The following is a 16677-nucleotide window of genomic DNA, read 5'->3' on the forward strand; positions in this document are numbered from 1 at the left end:
GAAATTTTCCCAATGAAAAAAATTGTTGTTTTTGGTCCGGGTCCAAAATTTAAAGGCGGAATTGCAAATTATACATTATCACTTGCAAAAGCTTTTACAGAATTTGAAAATACAGAAGTAACAATTTTTTCTTGGACGCAGCAATATCCATTTTTCATTCCACGCGATTTTATAGATAAAAGTTCAAAGAAAAATCCACTTGATGGAACTAACATTTCTGAAATTTATCTTACAAACTATAACGATCCTTTTTCGTGGAATAAAACTGTTGATGAATTACTAAAAATAAATCCCAATATAATTATTATTCAATGGGCAATTGCAATTCAAGGTTTACCGCTTGGTTATATTGTAAAAAAGATAAAGAAGAAATTTTCCGGAGAAATTATTTTTGATTTGCATGTTGTTGCGCAAAAAGAACCAAGTACAATTGATAAATTTTTAATCAAATATGGATTGAAAAATTCCGATACATATATTGTTCATTCATACAAAACTTTTGATGAATTAAAATCTATTTTCCCGCAAACAAAATTCCACATTGATGAAACCGGAAAACGTTCTGGTAATGAAAGTAAAAGTGTGATAAAACTTTATCATCCAATTTATGATATGTTTAAACCGAATCCGAATTTTGATATTGAGAAAACCAAAGCTGAATTGAATTTGAAAAAATATGTGTTTTTATTTTTTGGATTTATTCGTGAATATAAAGGTTTGCACAATGTAATTAAGGCTTTTACCAAATTGCAGAATGAAAGAAATGATGTTTCACTTTTAATTGTTGGCGAATCTTTTTGGAATACTTTGGCTTCAAATAAAATTTCAACAAAAATTAAAAAAGCAATTTTCGATACTGCAAAAAAAATTGTTTTACGCAAATCAAAAAATGAAAGAGATTATCAGCCGCTAAATTTGATTAAAGAATTGGGAATTGAAAAAAATTTAACGGTTATTAATGAATACGTTCCGAATGACGAAGTACATAAATATTTTCAAGTGAGTGACTGCAATTTGCTGTTTTACCTAAACGCAACGCCCTCCGGAGTTGAATCAATTTCATATAATTTTAAATTGCCTTCGCTTGCAACTAAAGTCGGACATTTTCCAGAAACAATTAAGGATGGATTTAACGGATATTTAGCCGAACCAGAAAATATTGATTCGATGGTTGTGGTAATGAAGAAGTTTATTACAAATCCAATTCCAAGAGAAAATGTTGCAATTTCCGCAAAAGATTTTAGCTGGCATAATTATGCAAAAGCTATTTTAAACAAATGAAAAAAGTCTTAATCATAACATATTATTGGCCGCCGGCTGGCGGAGCGGGAGTTCAAAGAGTTTTAAAGTTTGCAAAATATCTTCCTCAATTTGGATGGACGCCAATAATTTTGACAGTTGAAAATCCGGATTGTCCCGTTATTGATGAAACTTTATTAAATGATATTCCCGCAGAATGTAAAGTTTATAAATCCAAAGCGATTGAACCTTTTGAGATTTATAAAAAATTAACGGGGAAAGATAAATCATATAAAATTCCCAGCGATGTAATTACAAAAAGCACAAATCTTAGTTTTACTGAAAAAATTTCTAAATGGATAAGAATAAATCTTTTCATTCCCGATGCAAAAATTGGATGGAAATATTTTGCAGTTAAGGAAGGATTAAAAATTATTCGTAAAGAAAAAGTTGATTTAATTTTTTCCACATCTCCGCCGCATACGGTTCAGCTTATTGCCAAAAAATTAGCAAGGTTTACAAAACTCAAATGGGTGGCTGATTTCAGAGATCCTTGGATGGAAATTGTACATTATCAAAATTTACAGAGAAATTCCTTAACCAAACTAATTGATCAGAATTTAGAAAAAAAAGTTTTGCAAAATGCCGATTCAATAATTACAATAAGTGCTGATATTGTAAATTTGTTCAAATCTAAAAACGGAGAAAAAAAATATTTTGTAATTCCCAACGGTTTTGATGAAACCGATTTTCACAAAACAGAAAAAGTAAAAAATAATATTTTCACAATTGCTTATACTGGAGTAATTACAAAAACAAGAGTTCCGTTTGTTTTTTTATCAGCACTGAAAAAATTTTTAAATGAAGATGGAATTACAAATGTTAAATTTATAATCGCCGGAAAAACTTGCAGTGAATTTTCTAAAGAAGTGAGAAAATTAAATCTAAAAAATTATGTTGAAGAAAAAGGATTTCTGCCTCATCATGAATCGACAAATATTCTGCAAAATGCTGATGTTCTGCTTTTAATAATTGATGATGTTCCAAATAATAAAGGATTTTTAACCGGTAAAATTTTTGAATATTTAGGATCGAAAAAACCAATATTTGCTGTTGGTCCTATTGATGGAAATGCAAATGAAATAATTATTAAATCCGATTGCGGAAAAATGGTTGATTACAAAGACGAAGCAATTGCTTATAACTTATTGAAGGAAATGTATAATAATTGGTTGAATAATTCTTTTGATTACAAATATAATGTTGAAGAATATTCAAGAAAAAATCTTACGAAAAAATTATCTAAAATTTTTGAAGAAGAGATTAAATGAAAATTATTGAAATAATTGGCGCTCGACCTCAATTTATTAAAGCCGCAGTTGTTAGTAAACAATTGAGAAAATTTCCGGAAATAAAAGATTTAATACTTCATACCGGGCAGCATTATGATGAGAATATGTCAAAAGTTTTTTTTGATGAACTTCAAATTCCAAAACCGGATTATAATTTAAATGTTGGCTCGGGAAATCACGGAAAGCAAACTGCGCTTATGCTTGAAGGAATTGAGAAAATTCTAATTGATGAAAATCCGGATTGGGTTATAGTTTACGGTGATACAAATTCAACGATTGCCGGATCTTTAGCCGCAAGCAAACTTCATATAAAAGTTGCACACGTTGAAGCCGGATTAAGAAGTTTTAACCGACTAATGCCGGAAGAAATTAACAGAATTACAACAGATCACATTTCCGATATTTTATTTGCACCGACGCAAAACGCAATGAGTCTTTTAGAAAAAGAAGGATTGAAAGAAAGATCATTTTTTTCGGGTGATGTAATGTTTGATTCGGTTTTGTTCTATCAGAATTTAGCGGAAGAGAAATTTTTCTTAAATCAAATTACAGATTTAAACGAATTTTATTTGGCAACAATTCATCGCCAAGAAAACACAGATGATACAAATCGTTTACAAAATATTTTTACAGCTTTTTCTAATTTGGATTTCCCGGTTTTACTTCCACTTCATCCACGAACACAAAAATATTTGCCACAAATTAAATTTTCTGAAAATGTAAAAATTATAAATCCCGTTAGTTATTTGGAAATGTTAATACTTTTAAAGAATTGCAAAAAAGTTTTAACCGATAGCGGCGGTTTGCAAAAAGAAGCTTATTTTCTTCAGAAGCAATGTATAACTTTACGTGAAGAAACAGAATGGATTGAAACATTGGAAAACAACTGGAATTTTATAGTTGGACCAGATGTTACGAAAATTATTAATTCTGCAAAACTTTCGCCAACTTCCGAACAAAAAAAATATTTTGGTGATGGAAATGCTGGGGAACTAATTGCAAATTATTTACAAAAAATATATTGAACAGAAATTTCAATTTTATCAACAAAAATTTTAAATAATTATGACAAAGAAAATAAAAAAACTTGAAACCGAAAAACCAACTGTTAGTTATTTAGACAATATTCCAAAAAAATATAGAGATATTATTGCAGTAATTATAATTTTAATTCCGTTACTATATTTCTTTTTACCATTTGCAATTAACAGCGTATCTCCAACCGGAACAGACGTTTTGGCAAATCTTGGTCAAACCCACAATTGGGTTGAATGGAATAAAAAAAACGGTGAAACGGCTTTATGGAATCCGGCAATTTTTGGAGGAGAACCAATTTACAATAGGCTAACTCCTACTTTAATTCATGTTGATTCTCTTTTAGCATTTCTTGGAAAAATATTTTATTGGGGATTTTGGTATTTATTTATCGGCGGTTTGGGAATTTATTACTTATTAGAATATAAAAATATTCCTTGGTATTTGGCAGTAATTGCTGCAGTTGCTTTTGTACTTTTGCCCGATTGGCAAGCCCAGATTGGCGAAGGTCACAATTCTAAATTAAGAGCTTTGATGATTCTTCCTTGGTTTATTCTTTCTTTTTCTTACTTTTTTGAAAATAAAACTTGGCTCAGCACGGGATTATTTGCTTTAGTATTTTCATGGCTTGTAAGAACACATCACTTTCAAATTATATTTTACGGAATTTTAGTTTTGTTCTTCTTGTATGTTTATCCAACAATTTTATTATTCATTAAAAAAGAATTTAAGCAAGCTGGAAATTTAATTTTAAAATTTACTATTGCATTAACATTAACTTTTCTAACAACAGCACAGCCTTTATTTACAACAAATGAATATGCAAAATATACTATACGTGGTGGAAATCCAGTACAGATTGGAGAAGATGCAAAATCTGCAAAAGAAGCAAAGGGTGTTGATTTAGATTACGCAACCGGCTGGTCATTTGCTCCAAATGAAGTTTTCGATTTTTTCCTTCCACATTTTTCCGGCGGAATTTCTTCGGAATTATATAACGGTGATAAATATCCTCAGTTAAAAGGTAGACAAATTCCTACTTATTGGGGACAAAAACCTTTCTCCGGAAATTATGCAACAATGGGAATGATACTTTTCTTGTTTGCCATTATTGGAGTTATTTATAATCGAAAAGATAAATTTGTAATTGGTTTGGCTGTGTTTGCAATTTTTTCAATTCTTCTTTCATTCGGTAAACATTTTGAAACTTTGTACAGTTTGTTTTTCTATTATGTACCATACTTTTCAAAATTCCGTGCACCGGCAATGATTTTAAATGTTACTTTTCCGGTAATTTTAATTCTTTCCGGTTATGGTTTAAAAGCAATCATTGAAAATAATTCCGCAAAAGATAAACAAATATTTTTTGCAACATTTTTAATTGGATTAGCTTCAATACTCGTAATTCTTTTTACATATTCTTCTTACGGATTTACAACTGTAAATGAAGCTGCGCAGTATGATGCAAACACAATTAACTTGTTGAAAGAAATACGCAAAGAACTTTTAACAAATGATATATGGAATTTAATAATCATTTTGGGATTAACAATCGCAATTATTACTGCATACATTTATAGAAAAATTAACACATCAATTTTTGTAGTTTTAGTTTTAGTGATTTCCGCATTCGAATTATTTATAATTTCCCAAAAAGCTCATTCAATAATTCCGCTTAATAATTTAGAACAATTAGAAAAATCTGAGTTTAAACAAACTTCCATTACTCAAGAATTGCAAAATGCAGATAAATCAATGCGCGCAATTGTTTTGGGAAGAGATTTTACAAGTAATCATTATGCATATTTTTATAATTTAATTAGCGGATACAGCGCAATAAAATTGCAGATTATTCAAGATGTGATTGAACACAATCTTTATGCTGCTCAATCTCAAGATAGAATTAATTGGAATATTATAAATATGATGAGCGGAAAATATGTTATTGCTCCAGCACAATTAAATTATCCGTTATTAACAATTGCTACTCAAGATAATGAACGAAAAGAAATTATGTATAAAAATATTAACGCACAGCCAAAAGCTTGGTTTGTTAAGGAAGTTAGAAAAATGCAAACCCCGGAAGAAATTGTTTTATTTATGAATTCTCCAAACTTTAAACCGGATTCCTCCGCATTAGTTTTAAATTCATCAAATATTAGCAAAATAAATTTTGATGGAAATGGTGATATAAAATTAGTTGAGCACAATCCTAATTTTGTTGAACTTGAAGTAAACACAAACTCAGAACAATTTATGGTATTATCTGAAATATTTTACCCGGAAGGTTGGAAAGCCAATATTGATAATACCGAAACAACAATTCATCAAACAAATCACATTTTAAGAGGAATTCAAGTTCCGGCTGGAAAACATAAAATTACTTTTGAGTTTAAACCTCAAACATATTATACAAGTCTCACATTTTTGTGGATCGGAAATATTATTATTTTGGGATTGATATTAATTCCGGGAATTTTCAACTTCAAGAAAAAAAATATCTAAAATATTCTCTTTTCTTTTAAACTTTTTTCAATATATTTCGAGTAATAATCTTACTCGAAATATGTTAAATTCAATTATAACATCTGAAACCAAAATTAAGTTATTGCTAAAGTTTTTTCTTAATCCAAAAACTAAGGGATACTTGCGGCAGTTAAGCTCTGAATTTAACGAATCGACAAACGGTATTAGGGTTGAGCTTAATAAATTGGAAGAAGCAAAAATTCTTTCTGCACAATTTGAAGGAAGAAACAAAATTTATAAAGCAAATTCATCTCATCCCTTATTTGATGAATTAAGAAATATTGTTTTAAAATCTACCGGAATTGATAAAGTAATTTCCGATATAATTCAAAAAGTGGGAGATATAAAATCAGCTTTTATTCGTGGAGATTATGCAATCGGAAAAGACAGCGGCTTAATCGATTTGGTAATTGTTGGTAATGAATTAAACAGAACGGAAATCGAAAGAGTGAGAAAAAAAACCGAAAAATTAATTGATAGAAAAATTTCCATATTGATTTTAAATTCAGATGAATACAAAAATTTGAAATCCAATTTTGAAAAAGAAGCTTGCTTTATTTTGCTTGAAGGAAAATCAAAATGAATATTGGAATGCTTTTAGACAAAGAATTTTACGGCGATTTACGAGTTGAAAATGAAGTACAAGCTTTATCTCAAGCTGGTTTTAATGTGTTTGTCTTTTGTTTTTCCTTTTCCGGAATTTCTAAAATAGATGAATATTTTGGTGCAAAAATTATTCATATTCCGGTTTCCAAAAAGTTTGTTTATAAATTGCGCGGATTGATAAATACTCTATTTAATTTTTATCCAAACTATGTTGTGAATTTAATTAAGAAATATTTAATTCAATACAAAATTGATGCTCTTCATATTCACGATTTATATTTATTTGAAATTGGATTAATTCTAAAAAAGAAAAATCCTAAACTTGTTTTGGTTGGTGATTTACACGAAAATTACGTTGAAGGATTAAAGCATTATAAATTTGCAAATACATTTCCCGGAAAATATTTAATTTCAATTAAAAAATGGGAACAAAAAGAAATTGAATGGTGCAAAAAGTTTGATTATCTCATTACGGTTATTGAAGAAGCAGTAGAGCGATATACTCTTCTCGGAATTCCAAATGATAAATTATTTGTTGTTTCAAATTATGTAAATCTTGATTCATTTCAAGTTAATGAATTTGAAAATACAATTTTGGAAAAGTTTAAAAATTTTAGAACACTAACTTACGTTGGCGGATTTGATATTCACAGAGGTTTGGAAAGTGTGATAAAAGCTGTTCCCATTATAATTAAACAAATTTCTAATTTTAAATTGGTGTTGGTTGGTAAAGGAGCAAATCTAAATTCACTAAAAGAACTTTCGCAAAAATTAAAAATTGAAAATTATATTTCATTTGAAGACTGGCAGCACCATTCAAAGCTTCCTTCTTATATTAAAGCAGCTGATGTTTGTTTAATTCCTCATTTAAAAACTCAACACACGGATAATACAATTCCGCATAAATTATTTCAGTATATGTTAATGAGTAAACCAGTAATTGCATCAAATTGTAATCCAATTAAAAGAATTTTGAATGAAGTAAGTGCCGGACTTATATATGAAGCCAACAATGAAAAAGACTTAGCAGAAAAAGTAATTGAAATCGTTAGTGATACAAATAGAATAAATGAGTTTGGTGAAAACGGAAAAAAAGCTGTTCTGCAAAAGTATAATTGGAGTGCAACAAGCAAAAATTTAGTTAAGCTTTATGAAAAGATAAATGTAAAGTGAGAGAAAAATGTTACAAGCAATAATTAAAAAGGGAAAAGTTTTATCCGAAGAAGTTCCGGCTCCCAAAGTTGAAAGAAATTGTGTGTTAATAAAAGTAGTTAACAGTTGTATTTCTTCGGGGACTGAAATTAGTGCGGTTGCAAATACCAATAAATCATTATTGCAAAAGGCAAAAGAGAAACCCGAAAAAGTTAAAAAAGTAATTGATAAAATTAAATCAGATGGAATTACCGGAGCAATAAATTTAGTTAAAAGTGAATTGAGCATTGGCTCAACAACGGGTTATTCCGTTAGTGGAATTATTGTTGAAATTGGTGAAGGCGTAAACAATTTTGAAATTGGAGATCGTGTTGCGGCGGCTTCCGGAAATGCTAATCATGCAGAATATGTAAATGTGCCAATTAATTTAATTTGTAAAATTCCAGATGAATTAGATTTTCCCGAAGCTTCAACAGTTGCATTGGGAGCAATTTCAATGCAAGGTGTGAGAAGAGCAGATTTAAAAATGAGTGAGTTTTGTGTTGTGTTCGGAACGGGAATTTTAGGATTGATCACAATTCAGATATTAAAAAATGCCGGCATCCGTGTTGCTGCGGTAGATATTGATCAAAACAGACTTCTATTAGCAAAATCTTTTGGTGCAGAAATCACAATTTCCGGCGATGACAATAGCGTAAATTCAGTTTTAAATTGGACCGGCGGTTACGGCGCCGATGCTGTTATTTTTACAGCAGCAACTCAAAGTAGCGATCCGCTTTCAAATTCATTTAAAATGTGCAAAAGAAAAGGGAAAGTTATTTTAGTTGGCGTTTCTGGTTTGCAAATTAATCGTGAAGATATTTATCAAAAAGAATTGGATTTTCAAATTTCAACATCTTACGGGCCAGGAAGATATGATATCAATTATGAAGAAAAAGGAATCGATTATCCATACGGTTACGTGCGTTGGACCGAAAACAGAATTATGAAAGATTATTTAAGACTGTTAAGTGAAGGAAAAATTTCTTTAAATAAAATTATAACAGACAAAGTTGATATATCAAAAATTTCCGAAGCTTATGATAAGCTGCAATTTGATAAACAACATCAATTGATGATAATTGTTGATTATAAAAATACAACATCGGAAAATATTGTTAGAAAAGTTTCAATTAACAAAAATCCTATAAACAAAGACCGTATAAATGTTGCAATAGTTGGAATTGGAAGTTTTGCAAAAAACATTCATCTACCAAATTTGCAAAAGTTGAATGACAAGTTTAATATTTATGCAATAATGAATCGAAACGGTTATAAAGGAAAAGCAATTGCAGAAAATTATAATGCTAAATATGTTACAACAAATTATGATGAAATAATTAATGACCCAAATGTTGATTTAATTTTAATCAGCACCAGACATGATAGTCACGGTGAATTAGTATATAAAGCTTTGCAAAAAGGTAAAAATGTATTTGTAGAAAAACCATTAACAACCGATCAAGAAAGTTTAAAACTTATTGAAGATTTTTATAATTCCGAATCGCAATTTAAACCAGCTTTATTTGTTGGTTATAATAGAAGATTCAGCAAATACATAAATGAAATACGAAAGCATACTGAAAAAAGAATAAATCCTTTGTTCATCACTTATAGAATGAATGCCGGTTTTGTTTCTCTCGATCATTGGGTGCATGAAAGCGGCGGAAGAATTGTGGGCGAACTTTGTCACATTATTGATCTTGTGACAAGTTTAACAAAATCAATAATTGTTTCAATTAGTTTTGAAAATTTAACACCGCAAAATCAGAAATTTTCTAAAACAGATAATATTTCTTGTATTTTAAAATATTCCGATGGCTCAATAGCTAATTTAAATTATTTTGCTGTTGGGGCAAAAGATTTAGAAAAAGAATATATGGAAATTCACTTTGATGAAAAATCGATAATCCTTAATGATTATAAGAGTCTGAAAGGGTATGGATTAAAAATAAATGAAATTAAATCAGAGAAAAGTGAAAAGGGACATCTTGAAGAATTGGAAGTTGTTTACAATTATTTAAAAAATAATAATTCGGAATTGCCAATTCAATTATGGGATTTATTTCAAACAACGAAAGTAACATTAGCTTTAAAGTAAATTCATGAAACAAGATTACCTTTTTACATTTGTAATTCTTCACTATCAAACTTTACAAGATACTTTAAAGTGTGTCGATTCAATTTTATCCAAAATTAATAACGACAAATTTTACATTGTAATTGTTGATAATAAATCGCCGAACAATAGCGGTAATGAATTGATGAACAAATTTTCTTCACATCCCCAAATAAAAATTATTTTAAATGATACTAATTTAGGATTTGCAAACGGAAATAATGTTGGATTTAACTTCGCTAAAAAAGAATTAAAAAGTAATTTTATTGCGTTAATAAATAATGATACTTTTATTGATCAAACAGATTTTATAAATCTTATATTAGATAAATATGAGAAAAGTAAATTTCATATTCTTGGTCCGGATATAATTTCAACCATAACCGGTAAGCATCAAAACCCAACTCCGCCAACGCTTCAAAATAAAGAACAGTTAAAAAAATACCTTAAACATTATAAAATGTTATTACTCCTAAATTATTTTGGGATGGATAAATTTTTAGAAACTGCAAAAAAACAAATTATACAAAAACCTTTCGTTGCTCAAGAGATTTATCTCAAATATGATTTTAATAAAGAATATCAAAATATAAAATTACACGGCAGCGCTTTAGTTTTTTCACCGCTTTATATTGAGAATTACGATGGATTAAATCCAAACACATTTATGTATTCTGAGGAAGCTATTCTTTATTACATTGCAAAGAGAGATAAATTAAAAACAATTTATTTTCCGTCTGTAAGAATTTTTCATAATGAAGATTCGGCAACAAATTCTTTGTTTAATAAAAATTATACAAAGCGAAGATTTTACTACAAAAATTTTATTAAATCCGGGAAAGTATTGTTAAACATAATGAATGAAAAAAATACAATTTTATAAATAAAAAGGAATTTTAATGACAGAATTTATTAAGACAAACTTCGCATGCAGAATTTGCGGAAACGAAAATGATAACCTTGAATTTAGTGCCCGTGAGATGTTGTTTGGCACCAAAGATACGTTTAAATATATCGAATGTTCAAATTGCAAATGTATTCAGATTAAAGAAATTCCGGAAAACCTCAGTAAATATTATCCTCAATCATATAATTCATTTACTAATAAAATTAAGCTCAGAGATAATACTTTAAAGAAATATTTAAAAGAATTATTAGCAAAAAAATATTTAAATGACGAACGGAATTTACTTTCAATTTACTTACAAAAAAGATTTGGTGTTGGATTTTTAGAAAAAATTAAACCTACCGGCGTAAATTTAAACTCAAAAATTCTTGATGTAGGTTCCGGGGACGGATTGAGATTAGTTGGATTAGCGCGTTATGGATTTAAGAATATTACTGGAATTGATCCATTTCTTGAAAAAGATTTGGAATACGAAAATGGAATAAAAATTTTCAAGAAAGATGTTTTAAATATAGATGATACATATGATATGATTATGTTAAATCATTCTTTTGAACATATAATAAATCCAGAAGAAGTCCTTGAAAAAATAAATACATTGTTAAAGACAAACGGTTCTGTTCTTATTCGTATTCCGGTGTCAAACTCAGCTTCGTGGAAAAAATATGGTGCAAATTGGGTCGCCTTAGATCCGCCTCGTCATATTTATTTGCACAATGCTAATACAATTAAAATATTAAGTGAAAAATTTGGCTTCAAATTTAGCCATGTAATTTATGATTCAAGTGAATATCAATTTGTTGGAAGTGAACAATATTTAAAAGATATTCCAATGTTTAGTGAAAATTCGTTTTATAAAAATCCCCAAAAATCAATTTTTAGTTCAGAACAAATTAAGCAATTTAAAATAGATGCTGAAAAGTTAAATTGTTCTAATGAAGGTGACGCCGCATGTTTTTATTTAACTAAAAAATAAATTCATGAACACTCAAAAAATAAAAATAGAAAAATCAATCTTACTTTTAGATAATTGGATTTCTCAAAACGGCTGGACCGGTTTTGATCCTTATGATATTAAGGAATTACCATTTATAATAAAACTTACAGATTTAGGAAACAAATATTTCTTTTTCGAAATTATACGAGAAATATTATTTGAACTTTTTTTAACTTTCCCAAATTTTAGCAGAAAACTTTTAAAAATAAAACCTCAAATAAATGCAAAAGGCATGGGACTTTTTGCAAAGAGTTATTTACAACTTTATAATCATTTTAAAAAAGAAGAATATTTAGCGAAAGCCAATGAATGTATTTCTTGGTTAGATAAAAATTATTCTGATAAATACGAAGGCAAAGGCTGGGGTTATCCGTTCGGCTGGCAATCAAAAAAGTATATTCCAAAATATACTCCAAACGGAATTGTAACAACCGCTATTGGCGATGCCTATTGGGAAATGTACAAACTTACAAATGATCAAAAATATTTAAATACTTGTAAAAATATTTGTGAGTTTTTAGTCAAACTGCCAATTGATAAAATAAACGAAACGCAAATTTGTTTTTCTTACACTCCAATTTATACTAATCATGTTCACAATTTAAATTTATTCGTCGCAGAATTTTTAATAAGAATTGGAAAAGAAATTGCTAATCAAGAATGGATTGAATTGGGAATTGCCGCAACTAATTATACGGTTTCTAATCAATTGGGAAATGGAGCATTTGATTATAATGGTCCGCCGGAAAAGCCACAGAATATGATTGATAATTATCATACTGGCTTTGTAATTCGCCAGCTTTATGCAATTTGGAAATTAACGAATGATGAAAAATATTATAAAAGTTTGGAACTTTGCTATAATCATTATATAAATAATTTTTTTATTGATAAAACAATTCCGAAACTTACACCAACAAGAAAATATAGACTTGATATTCACTCTTGCGCAGAAGCTATTAATTGTCTTTCTGATTTATCTGAAATTTTTACGGAAGGAAAACAAATTGCAGTAAATGTTGCAAATTGGACAATTGAGAATTTACAAGATGAAAAAGGTTATTTCTATCACGGAATATTTAAAAGCAGAATTTTTCAAAATGAATATAAATCTAAAATTCCATATATGCGTTGGGCTCAAGCATGGATGATGAGGGGACTTTCCAATTTGTTAAAGGTAATTTAGCGCATGTTTGATGTAATCAAAAAAACTGTGAAAAGTTCCGTACTTTATGGAATTGGAACAATTTCATCAAAGTTAATTGGATTTATATTAATTCCACTTTATACTTCTTATTTAACAACTGCCGATTTCGGAATTTTATCTATTGTAGAAATTACAACAACATTAATTACAGCAATTGTTAGCTTAAAAATTAACGCCGCTTTATTTAGATGGTACTATGACACAAATTATTTAACAAAACAAAAATCGATATTTTTTACAAGTTTAGTCTTGCCAACGCTTTTTTCAATATTCACATTCTCTATATTCTATTTATATGTCGATGAATTATCAATAATTATATTTGAAACTAATTCATATTCATATCTTCTAATTTTGATGTACATTTCTGCGGCTTTGCAAGTTACATTCGATTTGGTTTTACACTTAATGAGACTGCAAGATAAAGCCCTATATTATTCATCAATTTCAATTGTAAGACTTTTAATCGGGTTAATATTAATAATTATTTTCGTAACAATTCTTAATAGAAATGTTGAAGGAATTTATGAAGCAATCGTTATCAGTCAAATTATTACAACATTATTTGTTATAAGATACATCATAAAAAATTCTCAATTCAAAATTGAAATAAAGATTTTTAACGATATGTTGAAATTCAGTTTGCCATTAATTTTTGCAGAAATTTCCGGAATAATTTTAACAATTTCTGATAGGTACAGTTTAAACTTTTTATCAACAGCATCTGAAGTTGGAGTTTATTCTCTGGGTTTTAAAATTGCAAACACAACCAGAGTTTTTCTTTATTCTTCCGTAATGCTTGCCGTTTCACCAATGATTTACAGCTATATCGATAAACCGAATAATAAAAGATTCTACTCAAAACTTTTAACTTATTTCTCTTTTGGTGTAATGATTTTTACTTTAGTGTTATCACTTTTTGCGGAGAATTTAGTTTATATTTTAGCTGAAGATGAAAGCTACTGGTCGGCAATAAATTTAGTTCCGATAATAGCTTTTGCAATATTATTCGGAACGTTAAAAGATATTATTTTAACTGGATTAAATATTACAAAGAAAACATTAATAATTGCAGTTGTAGTAATATTGATGGCGGCTTTAAACATTTTTCTAAATATAATTTTGATTCCGGATTACAATTCTTACGGTGCAGCAATTGCTGCTTTGGTATCACGAATATTTTCTCTAATAATATTTTATTTCATCGCACAAAAATATTATTTCATACCTTATGAAATCTACAAAGTGTTTTTAATAATTTTAGCCGGAACAATTTTAACAGCAATTTCAAGTTTAGTAATTATTGAAAATATTTATTTATCAAGTTTATTTAAGTTTGTTTTACTTTCTGCGTTTCCGATAATATTATACTATCTAAAATTCTTTGAAGAAATTGAATTGGTTAGATTAAGCGGAATTTGGCATAAATGGAAAAATCCACTTAAATGGATCGAAAATATTAAGCAAATAAAATTTTAGTAATTACTTAGTTAAAATCATTTTTTTAGTTTGTGAAAATTCTCCTACTTGCAAGCGGTAAAAATATGTGCCGCTTGCTAATTCTGATGCATTAAGATTAACTTCATATTCTCCGGCAGATTGATTTTCATTTACCAAAGTTGCAACTTCTTTTCCAAGAACGTCAAAAACGTTGAGACGTACAGACGTTAAAACAGAAGAATTGTAATTTCGGACTTGTGACGGAATCTGATACTTTATAGTTGTACTCGGATTAAATGGATTGGGATAATTTTGGTACAAAATAAAATTTGTTGGAATTTTATTTTCTTTAATACTTGTAATTGGTCCCGTGTATATTAACCGAAACGCATCAGCTACAACTAATCCGGTTGAATTACTATTTAACTTTATCGAAATATTTCCTTCACTATTTAATTCAATATTTGTTAAATAATTCCACTGACCTCCATTTAATTTTTGAGTTTTAGTAATTTCATATTTATTTGAGCCGGCATTAATTTCAAATTTTGTTTCGTATGAATTTCCTTCGCTTGTTGCCCACCAAGCTGCAACATCATAATTTCCGCTTGGTAAATTTTCCGTATTAAATGTAACTGATGAATTTGTACTTCCATCTATAACAATAAAATCCTTTCCATAAAATTCATTGCCAATTTCATAATTTGTAAAATTTCCATCAACAGAAGCTATTGTATTATCCATAATAAAATGTTTTGGGTGAGAAATTTCTAAATATTCTGCAATTGCATAAACTGTTCTTTTTCCTAATTCAAATAAATTATCATTTGTAACTTCAATTAAAGTATCAGAAAAAGTTTTAAAATAATTATCATACGGAGTTTCATAAGTAAGCGCCATAACTTCTTCGCCGTAATTATTCCAAAGCCAGCCTTCGGGAAAAACAGATCGTAAATTTGATTCACTGTAATCCGATTTTACAAAATATGGATTATCAGAAATATTTAAATTACAGAATTGATATTCTCTTCTATAAAAATTCGTTGAAGTTGAACTTGCCGAGTGAATCCAAAAAGTGCAATATGATGCGGCTTGCGAATGTAAATTCAGAAAAACAGAAAATGGTTTTTCATCATTTAATTCTTTCATTCTTGCGCGGAGAATTTTTACTTCTTCACAAGTTGCGATTTCAGAATCATCCCAATTTTCTTCCAAATTAATTCCCTCAAAATTTACACGAGATCTTCCGTAAAAAACTCCATCGGGATTTGTAAACGGAATTAAATGAAATTCTAATTTCTGCAAATAAGAATTTATAACTTCATCATCACTTAATAATTCTTGAACAATTCCATCAAAGTGCCAAGAACTTGGTGTTTCGCTTGTATGTGTTCTTGAGTGAATCCAAATAATTTGCTTTTCATCTTTTGGAATTGAACTATCCGTAATTTTTATTTCTTGAATCGGAAATCCTTTGGGCGAAATTCCCAAAGTATCTAAAGTTACAAATTGATTTTTTTTCCATTCATTTATTCTTTTCTGCAAATATGAAAAATTATACGGTGTGTAATAAGCTAAGTAAACCGTATCTTGTTCAAACTTTTTAATAAAAATTCCATCGCCAAAAGTTTCTTGATCAGTAAATCTCACAAAAGAAATATTATCATAAGAATACATTGCTTTTGTTACATCTGTATTTGTAAAACGCAGACTAATTTGTTTATCCTTTACATTTTTCATTCTGAAATAAAACCAGCGAGAACTTCCACCGTCGATTCCTTCATCGGCTTTTGTTGTGATGTAAAAATTCACATCATCAGATGTTTGAATCTCTGCTAAATTTCCGCTTTCAAAATCCGCATCATAAGTTATTTGTGAAAATAAGCTGATTGAAAAAAGTATGAAAATTAGAATAGTATATTTTGCCAAAATTTGGTCCAATGATTATTAAAATTTGTGATGTAATTTAAGTAATTCAAAATTACAATAACATTTTTTTAGATGATTTTTCTCAATTTGAAATAATTTTTGCAGAAATGTATGTAATTGTTTGAGTCA

Annotated in this window: 12 protein-coding genes; 11 read left to right on the forward strand and 1 reads right to left on the reverse strand. The window is 28.7% G+C overall.

Going from position 1 to position 16677, the window contains the following annotated elements; all coding sequences use genetic code 11:
- The first annotated feature begins 12 nt into the window (after window positions 1-12).
- From IPH62_05440 to IPH62_05490, 11 genes are all read left to right on the forward strand, one after another.
- The gene (locus tag IPH62_05440; protein MBK7104708.1) at window positions 13-1281 is read left to right on the forward strand and encodes a glycosyltransferase; all 1269 of its coding nucleotides are present in this window, start codon (window positions 13-15) and stop codon (window positions 1279-1281) included.
- Window positions 1278-2570 carry a glycosyltransferase family 4 protein gene (locus IPH62_05445; GenBank protein ID MBK7104709.1) on the forward strand — a complete coding sequence of 431 codons (1293 nt, stop codon included), beginning with the start codon at window positions 1278-1280 and terminating at the stop codon, window positions 2568-2570. Before IPH62_05440 ends, IPH62_05445 begins: the two co-directional genes overlap by 4 nt.
- Window positions 2567-3616 (forward strand): UDP-N-acetylglucosamine 2-epimerase (non-hydrolyzing), encoded by a 1050-nt coding sequence (wecB, locus tag IPH62_05450; protein ID MBK7104710.1) that lies wholly within the window; start codon window positions 2567-2569, stop codon window positions 3614-3616. Before IPH62_05445 ends, wecB begins: the two co-directional genes overlap by 4 nt.
- Before the next feature lie 40 nt (window positions 3617-3656).
- Entirely contained in the window at window positions 3657-6131 is a 2475-nt protein-coding gene (locus IPH62_05455; GenBank protein MBK7104711.1) for a YfhO family protein, read from the forward strand.
- Window positions 6132-6192: 61 nt separating this feature from the next.
- A complete protein-coding gene (locus tag IPH62_05460; GenBank protein ID MBK7104712.1) occupies window positions 6193-6735 on the forward strand; it encodes an ArsR family transcriptional regulator in 543 nt (180 codons plus the stop codon).
- The gene (locus tag IPH62_05465) at window positions 6732-7931 is read left to right on the forward strand and encodes a glycosyltransferase family 4 protein (GenBank protein MBK7104713.1); all 1200 of its coding nucleotides are present in this window, start codon (window positions 6732-6734) and stop codon (window positions 7929-7931) included. The genes IPH62_05460 and IPH62_05465 overlap by 4 nt, the downstream gene beginning before the upstream one ends.
- A 7-nt stretch (window positions 7932-7938) precedes the next feature.
- Window positions 7939-10050 carry a bi-domain-containing oxidoreductase gene (locus tag IPH62_05470; protein MBK7104714.1) on the forward strand — a complete coding sequence of 704 codons (2112 nt, stop codon included), beginning with the start codon at window positions 7939-7941 and terminating at the stop codon, window positions 10048-10050.
- Between the two features lie 4 nt (window positions 10051-10054).
- Window positions 10055-10951, forward strand: a complete 897-nt coding sequence (locus tag IPH62_05475; GenBank protein ID MBK7104715.1) for a glycosyltransferase family 2 protein — start codon at window positions 10055-10057, stop codon at window positions 10949-10951.
- Between the two features lie 16 nt (window positions 10952-10967).
- Entirely contained in the window at window positions 10968-11951 is a 984-nt protein-coding gene (locus tag IPH62_05480; GenBank protein ID MBK7104716.1) for a class I SAM-dependent methyltransferase, read from the forward strand.
- 4 nt (window positions 11952-11955) lie between these two features.
- Window positions 11956-13158, forward strand: a complete 1203-nt coding sequence (locus IPH62_05485; GenBank protein MBK7104717.1) for a hypothetical protein — start codon at window positions 11956-11958, stop codon at window positions 13156-13158.
- 3 nt (window positions 13159-13161) lie between these two features.
- Window positions 13162-14658: an oligosaccharide flippase family protein gene (locus tag IPH62_05490; GenBank protein ID MBK7104718.1), complete on the forward strand. Its 1497-nt coding sequence runs from the start codon at window positions 13162-13164 to the stop codon at window positions 14656-14658.
- Window positions 14659-14661: 3 nt separating this feature from the next.
- Here the strand turns inward: IPH62_05490 and IPH62_05495 are convergent, their stop codons facing one another.
- Window positions 14662-16548: a T9SS type A sorting domain-containing protein gene (locus IPH62_05495; protein ID MBK7104719.1), complete on the reverse strand. Its 1887-nt coding sequence runs from the start codon at window positions 16546-16548 to the stop codon at window positions 14662-14664.
- Window positions 16549-16677 lie beyond the last annotated feature (129 nt).

The organism is Ignavibacteriota bacterium (assembly GCA_016708125.1).
In the GTDB taxonomy this organism is placed as follows: Bacteria; Bacteroidota; Ignavibacteria; order Ignavibacteriales; family Melioribacteraceae.

Excerpts from the sequence above, each read along its gene's own strand:
- IPH62_05440 (MBK7104708.1), top strand. The coding sequence starts at position 13 with ATGAAAAAAATTGTTGTTTTTGGTCCGGGTCCAAAATTTAAAGGCGGA.
- IPH62_05445 (MBK7104709.1), top strand. The coding sequence starts at position 1,278 with ATGAAAAAAGTCTTAATCATAACATATTATTGGCCGCCGGCTGGCGGA.
- wecB (MBK7104710.1), top strand. The coding sequence starts at position 2,567 with ATGAAAATTATTGAAATAATTGGCGCTCGACCTCAATTTATTAAAGCC.
- IPH62_05455 (MBK7104711.1), top strand. The coding sequence starts at position 3,657 with ATGACAAAGAAAATAAAAAAACTTGAAACCGAAAAACCAACTGTTAGT.
- IPH62_05460 (MBK7104712.1), top strand. The coding sequence starts at position 6,193 with ATGTTAAATTCAATTATAACATCTGAAACCAAAATTAAGTTATTGCTA.
- IPH62_05465 (MBK7104713.1), top strand. The coding sequence starts at position 6,732 with ATGAATATTGGAATGCTTTTAGACAAAGAATTTTACGGCGATTTACGA.
- IPH62_05470 (MBK7104714.1), top strand. The coding sequence starts at position 7,939 with ATGTTACAAGCAATAATTAAAAAGGGAAAAGTTTTATCCGAAGAAGTT.
- IPH62_05475 (MBK7104715.1), top strand. The coding sequence starts at position 10,055 with ATGAAACAAGATTACCTTTTTACATTTGTAATTCTTCACTATCAAACT.
- IPH62_05480 (MBK7104716.1), top strand. The coding sequence starts at position 10,968 with ATGACAGAATTTATTAAGACAAACTTCGCATGCAGAATTTGCGGAAAC.
- IPH62_05485 (MBK7104717.1), top strand. The coding sequence starts at position 11,956 with ATGAACACTCAAAAAATAAAAATAGAAAAATCAATCTTACTTTTAGAT.
- IPH62_05490 (MBK7104718.1), top strand. The coding sequence starts at position 13,162 with ATGTTTGATGTAATCAAAAAAACTGTGAAAAGTTCCGTACTTTATGGA.